The organism is Bradyrhizobium sp. CAR08, from assembly GCF_052871955.1.
Window position 1 is genome coordinate 714,212 of sequence record NZ_JBIXJX010000001.1, and the last position, 19,693, is coordinate 733,904.

A 19,693-nucleotide genomic window follows, 5' to 3' on the forward strand; every position below is an offset into this window, starting at 1 on the left:
GGTTCATGCCAAGGGTGCAGGCGGGCGAAGTCCAGCTGGGCTGGCGAGAGTGGGGACGAGGCGACGTCACCGTCGTCTTCATCCACGGCAATCTAGCCAGCAAGGACTGGATCGAGCTTGCTGCCCCGCTGTTTCCTTCTGGTCTTCGCGTCATCGGCATCGACTGGCGCGGCTGCGGCGACAGCGACCGGCCGAAGCCTACGGTTAACTACACCAACTACACGATGCAGCAGCACGCACAGGACATGCTGGCTGCACTCGATACCCTGGATATCAATTACTGCCACCTTGCAACGCATTCGACGGGCGGCATCATCGCGGCCCGTATGCTGCTGATGCAACCGCGCCGCTTCGGACGGGTATTTGCGCTTGATCCGGTCACGCCGCTGGGCATGGCCTTCAATACTGATCAGATCGGACTGTTTCGGGCCATGATGGCGAGCAAGGAGCTGACCCGCTCGGTGATGGCGACCGCAGCCTCATCGCTGTTCGTGCCTGAAAGCATGGCGCCGAATAAAGTTCCGCAGTTCCGTCTGGGGGGCGCGGACATTCAGGCGCTGTTCGACAGGATCATCGAACAAACTTTTGGCGTCTCCGAAGGCATCTGGATCGGGACACCCGTGAATCTCACGCGCGAACGGGACAGCCGGGAACTGGAAAGCCGCATGCCGGAGATCGGGCATTCGCACCTGGTATTGTGGGGCGAATGGGACGGCTGGATCCCGCCCGCCGATCTTCATATGATGGCCGCGGCAATGCCGGACTGCCGCCTCGTCGTGGTGCCCGGTATCGGGCATTCGATGAACCTCGAAATGCCCGCGCTCTACGCCGGCTATTTTGGTGCGTGGTTCGGGGGACTTGCGGCATAACAAGAAGGAAATGAACGCTATCACCGCGAAGGCAATCATCCCAATCGCCAACGTGTTGTTCATGATCCTTGCCGTCTTCATCAGCAACCAAGGCGAGTCCGAGATTCGGAGTGGGAGCTGTTTGCTAGATCAAAGAATGCACGGACGATGTTGGTGTTGCCTCGTGATCTTGGCGGGTTGATTAAGGGCGCATGTGCCGACACTGCACGGGGAGGAGCGGGACTGGTCACCTCAGCCTCTTCCTATTTGCGCGTCGCTGCTGAATCGACATCCTCAGCCGGACGCTGCGCCGTTCAGGACACATTCGATAGTTTTTCATAAATCTGCCGCGGGGGCTCCACCCGAAAGGTGAACTTCCCGACGGCGCTCCACCACAAGGTGAACGTCTGGGCGAGTGGCATCGACGGAGCCGACAAGCCGCACGGTGCCGCCCGCTTCACTTCAGCCGAGATCTAAGCTCAGGCCTCATCCCTTGCTTCTCTACGACTTACCGGCTTTTCTTCCTCTTTCGATATGACTGCTAGGATCTCAAGCTGGTGCGCGAGCGCAGTACAGCTACGCGATGCTTCGCAGGACTGCGGAACGACGCGCCGAATTCGCTGGATCGGCATCGAGCTCTTTGGCTTTCAACGCGAAAGTTTTGCATTGTGAGATAGAGGGGAGTTCTGCTGAGCCCATCTCGCTGCCCCCGTGAAAGCAAGGCTTACCCGGGGCTGAAAGGCACATGTTAATTCCGTCCCTGGCCCCGCATAAAGAGCGGTGTCGGGCAGGACCGGCGCTGGCTGCGCCACCTCGTAGATCCTACTCAGCGCAGTCGGCCGCCGGCATCCGCCCCTGACAGCGATGAGGGCGGGGGACCAGCCTCTCGTTTCTTTGACAGATTTCCCGCGCGGCGCGGACCGAAATTGCTACGCTCTGCTATAGGGGTCTGGAGCTGGAGAACAAGCTTCAAAACGAGGGAGCCCAACCGAATGCCGCGCCAACCCTACTGGCGATGTTTTTGGAGTGGACGGCGACTTGATAAGGCCGCCAGAGAGACCGCGAGCGCGTCACAACGCAATTAGCACGACGCCGATGAGGGCGCCCGAAAACAGAACCGACACCACAACAAGAATTGCGAAGAGACGATCGAACAGCATGACGGCCTCCTTCGATTGATTCGCGAACATACCATGGTTCAGCGCTTTAAGAATCACACCGATCCCAGCGACTCCATTATCGGCAATGGGCTTTCCGTTTTTGGTACGACCCGGTGGCACAAACTGCATTGCGGGAACGCGTCAGGGAGAGCAGCATCGAGGTTTCGCGGCCCGCCGACGGATGTCCTACCTCCAATAGCTGTTCGGCGGCGGAGAGGCGGCGGCGCCGGCGCTCTCTTTCAGCCCCCAGTCGCAGCGCCGGGGCAGACCTCGCCGAGCGGTCGTTGGTGGCGATCCGCGACGCTCTCGCGGTCTCATAGCAATCCGTCAGGCCATAAGGCGAAGCTCCTGACGTTGCCCGTCCTTCGCGAGAGGCTGACTGGCAATCCGCCGCAACTCTGCCGCCACGCCGTCCAGCACGGCGCGCTTCTCTTTCATCCGCTTACTGTGATTGTAAACCTTGCCGGTGACGGTCGGCACCACGACGTCGGCCTTCTTGCTGGCGGCATGATCCAAACATTTCGCGATCCACGCATCGTCGAAACCGAGATCGCCGGCGATGGTTGCGGCTGTTCGGCGGAGGTCATGTGGTGTGAACGGCTGGAGGCCGAGCAGCTCGCAAAGGCCCGCGGTCTTGGTTTTGTCCTTGTTATTCTCGTGCTTCGTGCCGCGCAGCGCGTCGGCCATCGCTTTGCGGTGGATCGGCTGGCCCTTGTATATGGGGCTCTCAAATACGAACTGCTGATCATCCGAGGTCACCGCCTCCTTGATGATCTCGAGAGCCAGATCCGACAACGGCTGCTGGATCACCCGCCGCTTCTTCACCCGCCTGAGGGGGACGTCGAAACGCGGGTTGTCGCCGTCGAGGTCAAACAGCTCGTCCCGATGCGCACCGAGCAATTCGCGTGATCGCAGCATGGTCACCAGCTCGAACTTGAGCGCGAGGCGGGTGCGGCGGTCATAGGGCAGATCATCGCGGTCGAGGCCATGCCAAAACGTGCGGACCTCGTCCTCGGACAGGACGCGGGTGCGCGGATGCTCGGGATCGAGCTTCGGCAGGTTGATGCAAGGACTGCCGGTCACATAGTCGCGGCCTGCTTCAGCCGCCCAGTTGAACAGCCCCGAGGCCGCCTTGCGCATGTGACGTGCGTTGCTGACCGACGGCTTGCCGAACTTCCCTGCGACGATGTCATTCGAGAGTGTCGCGATGTCATGCTTCGTGACGTCTCTCGCGAGTGTTTTGCCAAGCCTCGCACCGAGAAACCGGCGCAGGTGGCTCGCCGTATTTTCCCAAGCCTCCAGCCGGGGCCGCATCTCGCCATCGGGCTTCTTGACCGGCGTCTTCATCCAGTCAATCCGCTCCTCGATGATTTCGGCGACGGTCTTGCCCCGCCTCGCCTTTGCGGCCTTCTGGTCGCGGAAGGTCTCGGCGAGGGCATCGGTACCCAGTCCCCTGAGGCCGTAAACGGTGCCGCGGGCGTCCTCGACGGTGAAGGTCTCGGGATTGTAGACGCCGAGCCAGCCGGTGCGCTGCTTGCCGGTCTGCCGGTCAGTGAACTTGAACGAGAAGGTCGCGACGCCCGCCGTGGTGATGCTGACGTAGAGACCAGGGCACTTCCGGTCGTAGAGCTTGGTCCGCTTGGCGACCCGCTTCTCGCACAGGCGGTCGGTCAGGATGACGCTGCTGTTGCGGCCGCGCTTGCCGGCGGGGGAGGGGGCGATGCTACTATCCATGTGGTTTTCGGCTCCTAAGGCTTGGGACCAAAGGGCTCGGCTTGAAGGCTTTCAGTTTGTCGTGCGGACGCTGAAAGGCTTAGGGCCGGGCCCCTATTTTGGTGAAGCCCGCTGAAACAGCCTGCATCAGGGTAGTCGAAAAGCGCTTGTTTTAAAGTCTTTTTTTAGTTCGGCGTGTTTCACCGAATGCCAAAATATAGACGTGTGGTCCTGGCCGTCGTTGCTACGGTCAAGCCCTGGCGAATGCGGCATCCGCGTCAATCGGCGCGGTGCCGGTGACTTTCGCTGGAGTGAGGGAGGCCAGAGAGAACTCGGCTCCCGGGAGAGCACGGCATAAGCCGTCCAACCATCGCGCAGGGAAGGCCGAGTGATTGGCTACACCTGTATGCTGCTGTGCGGTTTCCTTGCGCTACATTTTCGCGCAGCGGACCGCGGGCGCCAGCCGGCACCCGGCCTTCCCTGCGCCCTCTTGGACAAGAGGGTGAAGCGACGAAGCAAAGCTCGGGCGAAATCAGCCGCGAGAACGCGAAGACGTGTCTGCGATTGGACTGGCGCTGCCGCCTCACACTCCGTGCGAGCGCAGCGAAGCAATCCAGAAATGCATCTCTGGAAAATGTCTGGATTGCTTCGTCGCAAGGGCTCCTCGCAATGACGACGTGGAGGCAGTTTCGCTGATCGCGCTAGGCTTCCGGCATCACCGTCCCGCTGGTGCAGACATCGCGCCGTTGGAATAGCGCGACCAGTCGGGCCCGGTCGGCTGCGACGGCCAGAGCGCGGCGTTGGAGTCGCGCACCGACTGGGTGATGGGATGGGGTTGCGCCTTGCGGACATGACGGCGGTCGTTCGCCGCGGCAGTCTGGATGGTGGCGGCGGCAATCAGCGTCGCGCCGAGAATGATGAAAGTCTTTTGCATTGTTTCTTTCTCCCATGACGACGCCCGGCTGTGAGATGTGTGTTTTGTGTGTCGCCGTCGCGGCTGACATGGCGACGCGCCCGGCCGATATCACCGCCCGCGACATCACATTGGGGCGAGCCAATTTTCTAGCCTCGGCTAAATATTCGGCAATCGCGACTGGTGGCACCGGTGGACTTGCCCGCTCCAATCCGGTTCAATGGGCCAAATCTGGTTTTCAGGCGACAATGATGTCGAAATATCTGCTGGTCCTTCTGCTGATCGCCTCGCCGGCCGTGGCGCAGGTCAAGCTGTCCCCAAAAACATCGGCGGCGCATCCGGACCCCTGCGCGCCGATCGGGCGGACCGCGGACGGCAAGCTGGTCTACTCCATGAAATGCGAGAATTTGCCTGTGCCGCCTCCGTCGCCGCAGGCGGAACTGAGGGAGGCGCCGCAGCCCGCCGCCGAGCCGGAGCCCGAGACGCGGCGGAGTGGCGTTTTCGGCTGGTCCTACGACCGCAGGTAACGGGCCGCGCCCCTTGCGCGAAGCCCGACGGAGTGCTCTTTGCCTGAAAATTCCCCGTGGGGCCACCGCCCCGATCCAGAGAGATGAGATGACCAAACTCGTTATCCGCGCCGGCGACTTCACCTTCGATGCCCGTTTCGAGGAGCAAGCGGCGCCCAAGACTGTCGCCGCGTTCCGCAAGGCGCTGCCGTTCGAAAGCCACATCATCCACGTGCGCTGGAGCGGCGAGGGGGTGTGGATGCCGCTCGGCGACTTGGACTTCGGTGTCGGTTACGAGAACCATACCAGTTATCCCGCGCCCGGCCAGATCATCCTCTATCCCGGCGGCATCAGCGAGACCGAGATCCTGATGGCCTATGGCGGCGTGCACTTCGCGAGCAAGATGGGCCAGCTCGCCGGCAACCATTTCATCACGTTGACCTCCGGCTTGGAGAATCTGGCGACGCTCGGCAAGAGCGTGCTGTGGAAGGGCGCGCTGCCGATCCGCTTCGAGGAAGTCTGAGTGACTGGTACCCGCTACCCGCGCGATCTCCGCGGTTACGGCCGCAACCCGCCGCACCCGCAATGGCCCGGCAATGCGCGGGTCGCGGTGCAGTTCGTCGTTAATTTCGAGGAGGGCGGCGAAAACAACATCCTGCATGGCGACCCGGCCTCGGAAGCGTTTCTGTCCGACGTGCTCGGCGCACAGCCTTGGCCCGGCCAGCGCCACGCCAATATCGAATCGATGTTCGAATATGGCTCGCGCGCCGGCTTCTGGCGGCTGTGGCGGATGTTCAGCGAGCGGAAGTGGCCGACGACCGTGTTCGGCATCGCCACAGCGCTGAAGCGCAATCCGGAAATCGTAGCTGCCATGAAGGAAGCGGGCTGGGACATCGCCAGCCACAGCCTGAAGTGGATCGAGCACAAGGACATGACCGAGGCGCAGGAGCGCGCGGAGATCGCGGAAGCGATCCGCGTCCACACCGCGGCGACCGGCTCGCGGCCGCTCGGCTGGTACACCGGGCGCTCCTCGATCAACACCAACCGTCTGTTGATGGAGGAGGGCGGCTTCCTCTATCTCAGCGATTCCTACGCCGACGATCTGCCCTATTGGGTCAAGGGCGCCAGCGGTAAGCAGCTCGTCATTCCCTATACGCTCGACGCCAACGACATGCGCTTCATCAATCCGCAAGGCTTTGCCGAAGGCGAGCAGTTCTTCACCTATCTGAAGGATGCCTTCGACGTGCTCTATGCCGAAGGCGAGAGCGCGCCGAAGATGATGTCGGTCGGCCTGCACTGTCGTCTCGCCGGTCGCCCCGGCCGCGCGGCGGGGCTGATCCGCTTCCTCGACTACATCGGCAAGCACGAGCGCGTCTGGGTGCCGACGCGATTGCAGATCGCCCAGCATTGGCACGACAAGCTCGCGCACCTTGCGGCCGACGCATTCGAGATCGGGTGAGGACGATGTCGCAGATATCGCTGTCTGATCTCAATGCCGCCGATGAAGCCGATTTCGTTGCCGCGCTCGCCAACGTCGTTGAATATTCGCCGTGGATCGCCGGTCAACTGGCCGCGAAGCGACCGTTCGCCGGCATCAACCAGTTGCACGCCGCGCTGATGGCGGCGATCCAGAGTGCCGAACCCGAGGTGCAATTGGCGTTGATCCGGGCGCATCCGGACCTCGCCAACAAGACCCAGCGCGCGGCGGGGCTTACCGCGGAATCGACCGACGAGCAGAACAGCGCCGGCCTCGACCGGCTGTCGGAGGCCGAATACGCGGCGTTCGAGCGCGTCAACAATGCCTATCGCGACAAGTTCGACATCCCCTATATCGTCTGCGTGCGCCGTCACACCAGGGATTCCGTGCTGCGCGATTTCGAGACGCGATTGCGCAATATCGCCAAGACCGAGACGCGACGTGCGATCGAGGAGATCGGCCGTATCTCGGCGTTGCGGCTCGATCAACTCGTCGCAGCCGATGACAAACTCAAGGTCCACGGCCGGCTCTCGACCCATGTGCTGGACAACCACGCCGGCAAGCCCGCACCGGGCATTCCGGTCGAGCTGGTCGAGCTCGCGAATCTCGGCGAGAGCCGCGTGATAGCGCGCGCGGTGACCAATGCGGACGGCCGCACCGACCAGCCGCTGATCGGCGGCCGGCCGCTGCCGATCGGCCGCTACGAGCTCCGGTTTAGCGTCGCCAAATATTACGCCGAGCGCAACGTGCAGCTCACCGAACCGCCGTTCCTCGACGAGATCCCGCTACGCTTTGCGATCAGCGAGCCGGAAAGCCACTACCACGTGCCGCTGCTCGTCACGCCGTGGAGCTATTCAACCTATCGCGGCAGTTAATTGCCGAACTTCTCGTGCAGCGCCGGAAACAGCCGGTCCGGCTTGTAGGGCGGCGCAGTGAAGCGGATGCCGGTGGCATCGGCAATCGCGTTGCCGAGGGCGGCGGCGACCGGATTGTACGGACTCTCGCTCATCGACTTCGCCCCCAGCGGGCCGATCGTGTCGGAGGTCTCGGCGAAGAGGACCTCGGTGCGGGGGACATCGGCGAAAGAGGGCAGGTGATAGTCGCGGAATTTGGGGTTGGCGACGCGGCCGTCCGCGTCGATCACCATCTCCTCGTAGAGCGCGGCACCGAGCGCCTGCGCGACACCGCCTTCGACCTGGCCGCGGCATTGCATGGGATTGGCGACGACGCCGGCGTCCGCCGCATGCACGCTCCTGAGAATCCGGAGCTCGCCGGTGCCCTTGTTCACGGCGACGCGAAAGCCCTGCACGTTGAAGCCGACCGAACGCGGCGTGCCGCCGGAATTGCCGGCGCCTGCGAACGGCTGTCCGCGCTCGCGCGCGAGCTTTGCCAACTCGACAAAGGACATGCGCCGTACGCCACTGACGACGGCCTCGCTCTCGAGCGTGCAGCTGCCGACGTCGCAGAGCCATGCGCCGGCGGCGGCCGCCTTCAGCTCGGTTGCGAGCTGCACGGCTGCCGCATGCGTCGCCTTCCCGGCGACGAACATGCCGGCGCTGCCATAGCCGCCGGTGTCGTGGCCGCCATGGGCGGTGTCGGACTGGAGCAGGCGGATCCGGTCGACGGTGGTCGCAAGCGTGGTCGCCGCGATCTGCCGGTGCACGGTGCTGGTGCCGTTGCCGAATTCGGCGGTGCCGACGGTGAGGTCGAAGCCGCCGTCCTCGTTGAGTGCGATCCTCGCATCCGCGAGATGGCCCGCCGGGGGTACCGTGTCGATCATGGTGAGCGCGACGCCGTCGCCGATCAGCCACTCCGGCGACAGGTCCGGCTGCGGGCCATCAGCCTGCATCGCGCGCTCGACGAGGTCGAGGCACTGGTCGAGCCCGTAGGAGCCGTAGAGCACGTCGTGAAATTCCGATGGCGGTGGCGACACCATGGGGTCGCCCGGCTTGACGACGTTGCGCCGCCGCATCTCGTAAGGGCTGATGCCAAGCTGCTTGGCCAGTTCGTCGATCGCGGCCTCGACCGCGATCAGTGTTTGCGGCAAGCCGTAACCACGAAACGCGCCTGCCGGCACTGTATTGGTGTAGACCGCGTAGCCGTTGACCCGCTTGTTCGGGCAATTGTAGACGCTGATGGATTCCGCCAGCGAGTGGAACATCACGGGGCCGGCATGATTGCCGTAGGCGCCGGTGTTGGAGAGCACGTCGAGCTGAAGCGCGGTGAGCTTGCCGTCCGCGTCGGCACCGGCCTTGACGTGGACCCGCATCGGGTGCCGCGTCGAGGTTGCGATGAACTGCTCCTCGCGCGTGAGCTCCAGCTTCACCGGCCGCTCGGTCTTGAGCGCGGCGAGCGCCAGAATGTCCTCGACGAACATCTCCTGCTTGCCGCCAAAGCCGCCGCCGACGCGCTCGCAGAAGACGCGGACCTTGTCCATGGGAAGCTCGAAGATATCAGACAGCGCGCGCCTGGTCAGGAACGGCACCTGCGTCGAGGTGCGGACATTGAGCACGCCGGAAGCGTCGAGCCAGGCGAGGCCGCCGTGGGTTTCCAAAGCGGCATGCTGCACACGGTGACTATGGAAGGTGCCCTCGAAAGTGACGGCAGATGTCGCGAGCGCAGCCGCCACGTCGCCGAATTCGCCATGCGTCTCCGCGGCGAGGTTGCGCTGGGCGTCGGCGACGCGGTTCGCGGTGGTGCGGTCGGGATGAATAATGGGTGCGCCGGGCGCCATTGCTATTTCAGGGTCGATCAGCGCGGGGAGGACCTCGTAGTCGACCTTCAACCGGCGGCAAGCGTCCTCGGCGGCGGCTTCGCTGTCTGCGACGACGGCGGCAACCTTCTGGCCGATGAAGCGGACGATTTCGTCGAGAACACGAGTGTCCTCGGGATCCATCCAGTCCTTCTCATGCCGCGCGGTCGAGAGCAGGATCGTAGGCGCATCCTCATGCGTCAGCACCGCCTGCACGCCGGGAACGCCCAGCGCGTCCGACTTGTCGATCGCGACGATTCTCGCGTGGGCGTGGGGCGAACGGAGCAGCTTGATATGCAGCAGGCCGTCAATCTGCGTGTCGAACGTGTAGCGCGCCTTGCCGCGCACGACATCGGGGCCAGCTGGCGCCGGCAGGCTGCGGCCGAATGCGGCGCCGGCCTCGACGCTCTCCTCGATGTTGGTCTTGCCGAGCAACGCGTCCTCGATCGCGCGATAGCCGGTGCAGCGGCAGATATTGCCCTTCAGCGCGACGCCAAGATCGGTGCGCTGCGCCTGGTTCAGCGAGGCGCAGGTCAGGATCATGCCGGCGGTGCAGAAGCCGCATTGAAAGCCCTGCGCATCGAGGAAAGCCTGCTGCATCGGGTGCGCGCCGCCGTCTCCGCCCAGACCTTCGATCGTGGTGACGGCGTGACCTTCGGCGCGGAAGGCTGGGATCAGGCAGCTATGCACCGGTTCGCCGTCCAGCAGCACGGTGCAGGCGCCGCAATCGCCGGCGTCGCAGCCCTTCTTCACGCCGAAATGGCCGAGCTCGCGCAGGAACGTGCGCAGGCACTGGCCGGCGCGTGGCTCCTGCGGAAACGTCGTGCCATTGACCTCGAAGCTCATGACGACGGTGCTCCGAGGAGTTCGTCGCGAATCTCTTCGGCAAGCCGCAATGTCATGTGCTTGCGCCAGAGCGGCTTGCCGTGGATGTCGGTGTGGTACAGATCGTCCGTAATCTGCTGCGCGATGGCGTCGCGAAGTGCTTTCGTGTCGGGGGCCTCGCGAAAGGACAACCGGATCGGCCGCACCGTCGACGCGGTGACCGTGAGCGTCAGCGTGCCATCGGCATCCAGACTGCCGATCAGGAGCGCCGCCGAGCGGCCGAGCGGCGCCAGCGAGATCTGGCGGAAGGCCGTACGACGCTTCAGCGCGGCGATCGGAATATCGATCTGCCGGAGCAGATCCCCCGGCGCCAGAAGGTTACGCTGGTTGCCGGTGACGAAGTCGATGACGCGCATCATCTGTTCGCCGCCGCCGGCCTTCCAGATGGTGCAGACGCCCTCTAGCGCCGCGGTGAGCGAGATCATCGGTCCCGCCGGCAGCGACATGCAGAGATTGCCGCCGACGGTCGCCGTCTTCCAGATCTTGAACGAAGCAAGGAAGGCGCGGCAGCACTGGTTGATCAGCGGTGCCGCGAACCAGTCGGGTGGGCAGGCGAATCCATCGAGCTGCGCAACGGTGCAGGTGGCCGCGATGCTGAAATGGCTCTCGGTGACCGTCAGCGCCGGCCATTTGAGGTCGGCGAGATCGATGAGCCGAGTCAGGTGAACTTGCGGCTCCGAGAACAGCCAGGTGCCGCCCGCGAGCCAAGCATCACCTGGCGTCCAAACGGGCAGCTGCGCGCGCGTTTGCGGATGGGCGACCGCTGTGATGGTATTCAAGTCCATGGCGACGCCAACGCTTCCAACGAGTGAATCGAGCCGGGAGAAAGTCTTGCAAGACGAGCGCCAAGTCGCAACAACAAGTCGCAGCAAAAGCGCAATCGGGCCGGCCCCTGCCTTGCAGGCCTGCCGGGAGCGGATGTGAGGAGGAGCAGATTCATGAGCGACGCAAAGCCGATCTGGATCAGGGATCCCCTGGCTATCCTCGCCGATGGCGCCGAGCGCGGCGTCGTGGTGCGGGACGGCCGAATTGTCGAGCTGGTGCCGGCCGGCGGTGCGCCCGCAACCGCTGACGTCGCGGTGTTCGATGCTGGCGACCACGTCGTGCTGCCCGGCCTCATCAACACCCATCACCATTTTTACCAGACGCTGACGCGGGCGCTACCCGCGGCGATGGACCGCGAGCTGTTTCCCTGGCTCCAGGCGCTCTATCCGGTGTGGGCGAAGCTGACGCCTGCTGCGCTCGAGCTCGCTGTCACGGTGGCGATGGCCGAACTGCTGCTGTCGGGCTGCACCACTACGACGGATCATCACTACGTATTTCCGGCAGGGCTCGAAGACGCCGTCGATATCGAGGTGGCGGTGGCCAGGCGGCTGGGCGTGCGTGTGCTGCTCACGCGCGGCTCGATGAACCTGTCGCAGCGCGACGGCGGTCTGCCGCCCGATAGGGTCGTGCAGGATGAGGACACCATCCTCGCGGACAGCGCGCGCGTGGTCGCCAGGCACCACCAGCGCGGCGCGGATGCGATGGTGCAGATCGCGCTCGCCCCTTGCTCGCCCTTCTCGGTGTCGACGTCCCTGATGCGCGCCACCGCCGATCTGGCCGACAAGCTCGACGTGCGCCTGCATACCCATCTTGCCGAGACCGAGGACGAGAACAGGTTCTGCCAGGAGATGTATGGCTGCCGTCCGCTCGAATATCTCGAACAATGCGGCTGGCTCAATGCGCGGACGTGGCTCGCCCATGGCATCTTCTTCAATGCAGAAGAGATGAAGCGGCTCGGCAGGGCGAAGACGACGATCAGTCATTGCGCCTGCAGCAACCAACTCCTGGCCTCCGGCTGCTGTCCCGTCTGCGAGATGGAGGAGGCTGGTGTCGGCATCGGCATCGGCGTCGATGGCTCGGCCTCGAACGACGGATCGAACCTGATGCAGGAGGTGCGGGCCGCGTTCCTGCTGCAACGGGCGCGCTACGGGGTGACGAAGGTCAGTCACAAGGATGCGCTGCGCTGGGCCACCAAGGGCTCGGCGGCCTGCGTCGGCCGGCCGGAACTCGGCGAGATCGCCGTCGGGAAGGCGGCAGATCTCGCGCTGTTCAGGCTCGACGAGCTGCGCTTCTCCGGCCATGGCGATCCCTTGGCCGCACTGGTGCTGTGCGGCGCGCATCGGGCCGACAGGGTGATGGTGGCGGGAAAATGGGCCGTGATCGATGGCGCGATCCCCGGTCTTGATGTGGCAGACCTCATCCACCGCCACAGTTCGGCGGCGCGGGCCATGCAGGCGGGATAATATCCAGGCGAAGATAGGAAGATAGAAAGAGGGGGCGACCACAAGTGCCGGGTGCTTCTGGCCACCCCCTCCGAACCTCCTCCGGGAGGAGCAGGTGATTTGGGCGATGCAAGAAGCGTGCTACTTGCCCGGCAGCTTGTCGTCGATGCCTTTGACGTAGAAATTCATGCCGAGGATCTGGCCGTCGTCGAGATTGGCGCCGCCCTTGCACTCGATCGGCTTGCCGTCCTGCCCAAGGACCGGGCACTTGAACGGATGCAGCTTGCCCGCGGTGATCGCGGCCTGGGCATCCTCGGCGATCTTCTTCACGTCGTCAGGCATGTTGGTGTAGGGAGCCATGGCGAACATGTGACTGTCGAGGCCGCCCCAGCTGTCCTCGGATTTCCAGGTTCCGTCGAGCTCGGCCTTGACGCGGGCGATGTAGTAGGGACCCCAGGTATCGAGGATCGAGGTCAGCTGGGTCTTCGGCCCGAACTTGATCATCTCGGAATCCTGGCCGAAGGCGAGCTTGCCGCGTTCGCTGGCGATCTGCATTGCCGCCGGCGAATCCGTGTGTTGCATGATGATGTCGGCGCCCTGGTCGATCAGCGCCTTGGCGGCGTCGGCCTCCTTGCCCGGGTCGAACCAGGTGTTGGCCCAGATGATCTTGACCTTGATGTTGGGGTTGATGGTCTGTGCGGCGAGGATCGTCGCGTTGATGCCGGAGACGACCTCGGGAATCGGGAACGAGCCGATATAGCCGAGCACGCCGGACTTCGACATCTTGGCCGCGATCAGGCCCTGGATGTAGCGGCCCTGGTACCATTTGGCCGAATAAGTCGACATGTTCGGGTTGCGCTTGTATCCGGTCGCGTGCTCGAAATGCACGTTCGGATATTTCTTCGCGACCTTCAGCGTCGGATCCATGTAGCCGAACGAGGTGGTGAAGATCAGCTTGTTGCCGGCGCGGACGAGCTGCTCGATGGAGCGCTCGGCGTCGGGGCCTTCAGGCACGTTTTCGAGAAAGGTGGTCTCGATCTTGTCGCCGAGCTCCTTCACCAGCGCCTGGCGTGCCAGCTCATGCTGATAGGTCCAGCCGAGGTCACCGACCGGGCCGAGGTAGATAAATCCGACTTTCAGCTTGTCGGCGGCGGAGGCTGCACCGACGCTCCCGGCAAGCAAGAGCCCGGCGGCCAGCGCAAGAAGTGATTTCCTCATCATCAATCTCCAAACATCAGGGGAAAGCCACGATCCGCAACGTGCGCGCCCCATCGCGCACGGTGCGGAAATGAAACGCTAGCGGTCCGGCACGAACACGGTGCCAAGCGCAGCCGGTGCGGTCGATCCACCCGTGCGCGCGCGGGAGAGCAGGACCAGGACGATGACGGTCGCAAGGTAGGGCAGCGCCGACATCAACTGTGAGGGAATGCCGACGCCCCAGCCCTGCGCGTGCAGCTGCAGGATCGTCACCGCGCCGAACAGATACGCGCCGACCACGAGGCGGCCCGGCCGCCAGGACGAGAACACCACCAGCGCCAGCGCGATCCAGCCGCGGCCCGCGGTCATGCCCGGAATGAAGAAGGGCGTATAGGCGAGCGGCAGATAAGCGCCGGCAAGTCCTGCGCAGGCGCCGCCGAACATCACCGCTAAGGTGCGGATGCGCAGCACGGGATAGCCGAGCGCATGCGCGGAGATATGATTGTCGCCGCAGGCGCGCAGGATCAATCCTGGCCGCGTGCGGTACAGGAACCACCACACGCCGGCGACCAGCGCCAGCGAGAAATAGACGAAGGCGTCCTCGCCGAACAACATGCGGCCGACCAGCGGAATATCCGTGAGGCCGGGAATGTTGAGATGCAGCGCCGGGGTGATGCGCTCGCCGACGAAACCGGCGCCGATCAGGCCGGAGAGTCCGACGCCCAGGATGGTCAGCGCAAGACCCGTTGCAACCTGGTTGACCGCAAGTCCGAGCGCCATCAGTGCGAAGACCAGTGACATCAGCGTGCCGGCGACGATGCCAAACAGTGCGCCGATAAAGATCGAGCCGGTCAACCACGCACCTGCAAAGCCACATGCGGCGCCGACGATCATCATGCCCTCGACGCCGAGATTGAGCACGCCGGAGCGCTCGGTCACGAGCTCGCCGGTCGCCGCGATCAGGAGCGGCGTCGAAGCGGCGAGCACTGCGAGAATGATGGCTTCAATGAGTTCCACGAGCCACCTGTCGGTTCGGGAAGACCAGCTTGAAGCGGTAGAGAATGAGGGAATCGCAGGCGAGCACGTAGAACAGCAGGATGCCCTGAAAAACCTTTGTCACGTCCAACGGGATCTTCATCGCGATCTGCGCCTGCTCGCCGCCGATAAAGGTCAACGCGAGAAAAAGGCCTGCAATTAATATTCCAAGGGGGTTCAACCGGCCGAGAAAGGCGACGATGATCGCCGTAAAACCGTAACCCGGCGAGATGCCGGGCTGGAGATGTCCGACCGGACCTGCAACCTCGATGATGCCGGCGAGGCCTGCCAGCGCGCCCGAGACGGCGAAGGTCAGGATGATCAACTGGTTGGAATTGAAGCCGCCGAACCGCGCGGCGCGCGGCGCCGCACCGACCACGCGAATCTCGAATCCCTTGATGGTGCGCCCGAGCAGGATCGCCACCGCCGCGACGACGAGAAGGGCGATGATCGAGCCGAGATGCAGCCGGCCGCCTTCGATCAGCAGCGGCACCGTTGCGACCGGGTCGAACTCGGCGGTGGTCGGGAAGTTGAAACCGTGCGGATCGCGCCAGGGGCCGCGCACGAGATAGTCGAGGAAGAGATCGGCGACATACACCAGCATCAGGCTGGTCAGGATTTCGCTGGCGCCGAACTTCACCTTGCAGATTGCCGGGATCAGTGCGTAGAGCGCGCCTGCGGCGGTGGCGAGCACGAGCATGACCGGCAGCACCCAGACACCGGCGTCGGTGCCCTGCGTCTTCACCGCAATCCAGCTTCCGGCGACTGCACCGATCAGGAACTGCCCTTCGGCGCCGATGTTCCAGGCATTGGCGAGATAGCAGAGCGACAGCCCGATCGCGATCATCACCAGCGGTGTCGCCTTCACCGCGATTTCCTGGAGCGAATAGCTGTCGGTCAAAGGCGCGACGAAATAGGCGTGCAGCGCGAGCAGCGGATTCTTGCCAAGGATCGCGAACAGGATGACCATGGTCACGATCGTGAGGCCGATCGCGATCAGCGGCGAGATCAGCGCGATCGTGTTGGAGCGTTCGGCGCGCTTCTCAAGCACCAACTGCATGCGCAGCCTCCTTCGGCTCCAGCGTGCTGCCGCCCATCAACAGGCCGAGTTTTTCGCGCGTCGCCTCGCTGGTGGCGAGCGGCGCAGACAGATGGCCATGGAACATCACGGCGATGCGGTCGGCGATTTCCGCGAGCTCGTCGAGGTCCTGGCTGGTCACGAGCACGGCGGCGCCTGCGGTTGCGAGATCAAGCAGCGCCTGGCGGATGACGGCGGCAGCGCCGGCGTCGACGCCCCAGGTCGGCTGGCTCACCACCAGCACCGCGGGATTGCGCAGGATCTCGCGTCCCACGATGAATTTCTGCAGATTGCCGCCGGAGAGGGATGCTGCTTCCGGATCGCGCTTGGCCTTGCGGACGTCGAATGTCTCGGTTGCGCGGTCCACCGTCTTCAGGGTGGCCGCAGTATCGATGAAGCCGTGATGGACCATGCCGCTGGCGGCGTGCCCGGTGAGAAGCGCATTCTCGGAAAGCTTCATGCGCGGCGCGGTGCCGTGGCCGAGCCGCTCCTCGGGAACGAATGCCGCGCCGAGCTTGCGGCGCTGCGTGATCGAGAGATGGCCGGCAGCAAGGCCTTCGATGACGATCGTGCCGGGATCCCTCGACAGGCGTTCGCCGGACAGCGCGGCGAAAAGTTCGTCCTGGCCGTTGCCGGCGACCCCGGCGATGCCGAGGATCTCGCCGCCTTTCAGCTCGAACGAGATGTGCTCGAGCCGCACGCCATGCGCTTCGCCGGGGGCGAGCGAGAGGTCGTTGACGACGAGACGCGGCACCGTGGTCTGCCGGCCGGCGGCCGCCTTCACCTCCTTGATCTCACCGCCGACCATCATGCGCGCCAGCGAAGCGGCGGTCTCAAGCCTGGGATTGCAGGTCTCCACCTTCTTGCCGCCGCGCAGGATCGTTGCCGTGTCGCACAAGCGCTTCACCTCTTCGAGCTTGTGGCTGATATAAAGGATGGCGCGACCTTCGGCCTTGAGCCGCTCCAGCACGACGAAGAGCTGGTCGGCTTCCTGTGGCGTCAGCACCGCGGTGGGCTCGTCAAGGATCAGGAATTGCGGATCCTGCATCAGCGCGCGAACGATCTCAATGCGCTGGCGTTCGCCGACCGACAATTGCCAGACCTCGCGTTTGGGATCGAGCGGCAATCCATAAGTCTTCGACACCTGCTCAAGCCGCGCCGACATGTCCTTGAAGGATTCTTTCCCGTCGAGGCCGAGCGCGACGTTCTCGGCGACGGTGAGATTGTCGAACAACGAGAAGTGCTGGAACACCATGCCGATGCCGCGGCTGCGCGCTTCCGAGGGGCCGGACAGCACGATCGGCTGGCCCCGCCAGAAAATCTGGCCGCCGCTGGGCTGGATCAGCCCGTAGATCGCCTTGACCAGCGTCGACTTGCCGGCGCCGTTCTCGCCCAGCAGCGCGTGGATTTCCGTTGGCCAGATATCGATGTCGATGGCGTCGTTGGCGAGGAAATCCCCATAGCGCTTGGTGAGCCCGACCGTCCTGAGGAGCGGGGACTCGCCGGAATGCAGGCTGTTAGCCGTGGGATCCAACATTCGCTGATGCGCTTGCATGGGGTGAATTGCCTCAATACTGGGCTAGTTTGAACCGGCGCGTAAGGTGTGAAAAAGCGTCATCCCTTGCTCAACGCTTCGGCAGGCAGGTGGCGTCGGCGAGTCGCTGCTCTCGCCGGCGGCGATCGTCCTCAAATGCCTGCCGAGCAGCCTTTGCAGTCCCCGACTTGCGTGCGACGCCTGTTGCAAATTTGTGACGGCGCAAGCCAAATCGGAACCCGCTATGCAGGCTTGGCGTGAAGTTAAGCAGAGACGCGCCATCACGCGTATGCATTTGCGAACACCGCTACAGTAGCTCCCGCCCATCTTGTCTGCCTCGTCCGCTCGACATGAAAAGGCGAGCGAAATCAAACGGGAATATCCGGCAATGGTCGCTCTCGCCTGACCGTGTGGCGGTAAGCTTGGCCTTCCAAATCCGCCGTTGAAACCCTGCGCCCTGTGCAAACAAGCGGCATGCCTTGAAACAAGTTGAGGCTTCTCGCTCCGGGAGATCGGCGCAAGTGTCGCACCCAAGGGACGTTCGTTTTTACGTGTCCAAACTTGGGGGTATTCAGGATGTCGTTTCGTTTCAAGGCAATTGCAGCAGGCGCGCTGTCACTTGCTACAGTTGCTACCGGTGGCCTGGCTCAGGCGGCGGATCTGCCGGTCAAGGCTGCCAAGAAGGCGGCCGACCTTCCGTTCTTCCTGGTGATCGACGACCGCGTCACCTTCTCCTACATCTTCGATGCCTCGCAGCCCGGTGCGTTCACGAACACCAACGGTGTGATCAACGCCAAGACGACGAAGCAGGTGTACTCCTTCACCCACTTCGATGCCTGGACTTACGGCACGAACTTTTTCACCATCTCGATGTTCAAGTCGGACCACAACGATCCGGCAGGCCCCTGCACCGCCACAGGCGTGGTCGTGTCGCCGGCTGCGGGCTTCGCAGCGACGCCGACGAACTGTGCCGGCGCGACAGAAATCTACGGTCTTTTCCGTTCGACCTTCGGCTGGAACGAGATCTTCAACACCAAGGCCTTCACCCAGGGCCCGCTGCATAACATCTCGTTCGAGGTTGGGATGGATGCCAACACGGAGAACCGGTATTTCGGCGCCGCCAAGCGCGACGTCGTTGCCGGTCTGCAGTTCGCCTTCGATCTTCCCTACAAGGGCTACTTCAACGTCGCGCCGCTGGTGTATTGGGAGTTCGCCAACCACAACTCCTTCTCGCAGTGCGGCGCCGGCTGGTCCGCTCCATGTATTGCCGACGGCAACACGTCGTTCAAGCCGACCTGGGCGATCGAAACCAACTACTATATGGACCTCGGCTTCCTGCCGCAGACCATGCAGTATTTCTCGATCAGCGGCCGCGCGGCGTGGTACGGCAAGAAGGGCACCGACACTGAGCCGCTTCCCGCCAGCGTCGCCAACGGCGTCTATCCCACCAAGGTCGAGTTCAACTCCGAGCCGATCCGCCTGACCCTCGATGCCTCGAAGGCGGTGTGGGGTGAGAAGTACTCGCACTTCGTGGACGTCTGGGTCGCCTACCGGTATTGGCAGAACAAGTTCGGCCTCGATCACAACAACGCCGTGGCCTGCACCACCCTGGCCGGCGGCGCGAGGGTGAGCACAGGCTCCTGCACCGAGTCCTCGCTCTACTCCGGTGTCACTGTGAAATTCTAGCCACCTGACACGCTTCAGGTGAACGACGATGGCGCCGCGTCAAACCTCCGCGGCGTCATCTTCATGTGTGGAAGGCAAGTAGGGTAGATAGGCACTCGGCTGCGTGAAGCGCAGTCCGCTGGCGTAACTCACTCAATGAAGTTGAGCTCTTGTTTGCTACTTCGTCCACACGCCGTCATGCAGCGCTTCGGCCTCGTCTTCGAGCAGCGGCCCCGCAACCTCTGTCGGCCTCTGGCCACTGGCAAAGACCTCGCGGCAGGGCAGGTCGAGCGTCGGGTTCTCCGGATGATCGCCGGTGATGGCGCGCAGGCGTTGCTCGCTGAGGCCATAGACGACACGGCCGATGCCGGCCCAGTAGATCGCGCCGGCGCACATCGCGCAGGGCTCGGCGGAGGAATAGAGCGTGGCTCTCGCCAACACCTCGCGGCCAAGCGTGCGGCAGGCCTGCGTGGCGGCGAGGCGCTCGGCATACGCGGTGCTGTCGTGATCCGGCATGTAGCCGTTCTCGGCCTCGATCAGGACCTTGCCCTCGGCATCGACCACGATGCAGCCGAAGGGATGGTTGCCGTGCGTGAGGGAACGGCGGGCGACCGCGAAGGAAAGGCGGAGGAAGTGCTCGTCACGCTCGGACCCGCCGCTCAT

Annotated in this window: 17 protein-coding genes; 7 read left to right on the forward strand and 10 right to left on the reverse strand. The window is 63.9% G+C overall.

Annotation, left to right across the window (positions count from 1 at the left end; genetic code table 11):
- Positions 1–5 precede the first annotated feature (5 nt).
- Positions 6–869 (forward strand): alpha/beta fold hydrolase, encoded by an 864-nt coding sequence (locus ACIPUD_RS03305; RefSeq protein WP_085395347.1) that lies wholly within the window; start codon positions 6–8, stop codon positions 867–869.
- A 1,049-nt stretch (positions 870–1,918) separates the two neighbouring features.
- On the opposite strand, the gene ACIPUD_RS03310 is transcribed toward ACIPUD_RS03305, so the two are convergent.
- The 3 genes from ACIPUD_RS03310 to ACIPUD_RS03320 all read right to left on the reverse strand — a co-directional run bounded on the left by ACIPUD_RS03310 (position 1,919) and on the right by ACIPUD_RS03320 (position 4,655).
- A complete protein-coding gene (locus tag ACIPUD_RS03310) occupies positions 1,919–2,137 on the reverse strand; it encodes a hypothetical protein (RefSeq protein ID WP_143275414.1) in 219 nt (72 codons plus the stop codon).
- A gap of 198 nt (positions 2,138–2,335) precedes the next feature.
- Positions 2,336–3,742: a tyrosine-type recombinase/integrase gene (locus tag ACIPUD_RS03315; RefSeq protein ID WP_085395345.1), complete on the reverse strand. Its 1,407-nt coding sequence runs from the start codon at positions 3,740–3,742 to the stop codon at positions 2,336–2,338.
- Positions 3,743–4,436: 694 nt separating this feature from the next.
- Complete coding sequence (locus ACIPUD_RS03320) at positions 4,437–4,655, reverse strand: hypothetical protein (protein WP_007612884.1); 219 nt, start codon at positions 4,653–4,655, stop codon at positions 4,437–4,439.
- A gap of 227 nt (positions 4,656–4,882) precedes the next feature.
- Between ACIPUD_RS03320 and ACIPUD_RS03325 the strand changes: the two genes are divergently transcribed.
- The 4 genes from ACIPUD_RS03325 (at position 4,883) to uraD (ending at position 7,492) form a co-directional block, all read left to right on the forward strand.
- Complete coding sequence (locus ACIPUD_RS03325; protein WP_085395397.1) at positions 4,883–5,161, forward strand: hypothetical protein; 279 nt, start codon at positions 4,883–4,885, stop codon at positions 5,159–5,161.
- A gap of 88 nt (positions 5,162–5,249) precedes the next feature.
- Positions 5,250–5,663, forward strand: coding sequence for a DUF3830 family protein (locus ACIPUD_RS03330; RefSeq protein ID WP_007601448.1), 414 nt, complete (start codon positions 5,250–5,252; stop codon positions 5,661–5,663).
- Entirely contained in the window at positions 5,664–6,599 is a 936-nt protein-coding gene (gene puuE / locus ACIPUD_RS03335; RefSeq protein ID WP_085395344.1) for an allantoinase PuuE, read from the forward strand.
- A 5-nt stretch (positions 6,600–6,604) separates the two neighbouring features.
- Complete coding sequence (gene uraD / locus ACIPUD_RS03340) at positions 6,605–7,492, forward strand: 2-oxo-4-hydroxy-4-carboxy-5-ureidoimidazoline decarboxylase (protein WP_446480099.1); 888 nt, start codon at positions 6,605–6,607, stop codon at positions 7,490–7,492.
- Here the strand turns inward: uraD and ACIPUD_RS03345 are convergent.
- Together ACIPUD_RS03345 and ACIPUD_RS03350 are read right to left on the reverse strand one after the other, a co-directional pair.
- On the reverse strand, positions 7,489–10,215 hold the full coding sequence (locus ACIPUD_RS03345; protein WP_446480100.1) for a molybdopterin-dependent oxidoreductase: 2,727 nt from the start codon (positions 10,213–10,215) through the stop codon (positions 7,489–7,491). The genes uraD and ACIPUD_RS03345 overlap by 4 nt on opposite strands.
- Positions 10,212–11,039, reverse strand: coding sequence for an FAD binding domain-containing protein (locus tag ACIPUD_RS03350; protein WP_446480101.1), 828 nt, complete (start codon positions 11,037–11,039; stop codon positions 10,212–10,214). Before ACIPUD_RS03350 ends, ACIPUD_RS03345 begins: the two co-directional genes overlap by 4 nt.
- Positions 11,040–11,192: 153 nt before the next feature.
- Here ACIPUD_RS03350 and ACIPUD_RS03355 point away from each other — a divergent pair, with 153 nt between their 5' ends.
- Positions 11,193–12,542 carry an 8-oxoguanine deaminase gene (locus ACIPUD_RS03355; RefSeq protein WP_446480102.1) on the forward strand — a complete coding sequence of 450 codons (1,350 nt, stop codon included), beginning with the start codon at positions 11,193–11,195 and terminating at the stop codon, positions 12,540–12,542.
- Positions 12,543–12,662: 120 nt separating this feature from the next.
- On the opposite strand, the gene ACIPUD_RS03360 is transcribed toward ACIPUD_RS03355, so the two are convergent.
- From ACIPUD_RS03360 to ACIPUD_RS03375, 4 genes are all read right to left on the reverse strand, one after another.
- A complete protein-coding gene (locus ACIPUD_RS03360; protein WP_446480103.1) occupies positions 12,663–13,739 on the reverse strand; it encodes a BMP family ABC transporter substrate-binding protein in 1,077 nt (358 codons plus the stop codon).
- A gap of 78 nt (positions 13,740–13,817) precedes the next feature.
- Positions 13,818–14,735, reverse strand: coding sequence for an ABC transporter permease (locus ACIPUD_RS03365; RefSeq protein ID WP_446480104.1), 918 nt, complete (start codon positions 14,733–14,735; stop codon positions 13,818–13,820).
- The gene (locus tag ACIPUD_RS03370) at positions 14,722–15,813 is read right to left on the reverse strand and encodes an ABC transporter permease (RefSeq protein ID WP_446480105.1); all 1,092 of its coding nucleotides are present in this window, start codon (positions 15,811–15,813) and stop codon (positions 14,722–14,724) included. Before ACIPUD_RS03370 ends, ACIPUD_RS03365 begins: the two co-directional genes overlap by 14 nt.
- On the reverse strand, positions 15,797–17,368 hold the full coding sequence (locus ACIPUD_RS03375) for an ABC transporter ATP-binding protein (RefSeq protein WP_446480106.1): 1,572 nt from the start codon (positions 17,366–17,368) through the stop codon (positions 15,797–15,799). The genes ACIPUD_RS03370 and ACIPUD_RS03375 overlap by 17 nt, the downstream gene beginning before the upstream one ends.
- A 573-nt stretch (positions 17,369–17,941) precedes the next feature.
- Here ACIPUD_RS03375 and ACIPUD_RS03380 point away from each other — a divergent pair.
- Positions 17,942–19,051 carry a hypothetical protein gene (locus ACIPUD_RS03380; protein WP_446480107.1) on the forward strand — a complete coding sequence of 370 codons (1,110 nt, stop codon included), beginning with the start codon at positions 17,942–17,944 and terminating at the stop codon, positions 19,049–19,051.
- 156 nt (positions 19,052–19,207) lie between these two features.
- Here ACIPUD_RS03380 and ACIPUD_RS03385 read toward each other — a convergent pair whose 3' ends face one another.
- Entirely contained in the window at positions 19,208–19,693 is a 486-nt protein-coding gene (locus ACIPUD_RS03385) for a nucleoside deaminase (protein ID WP_446480108.1), read from the reverse strand.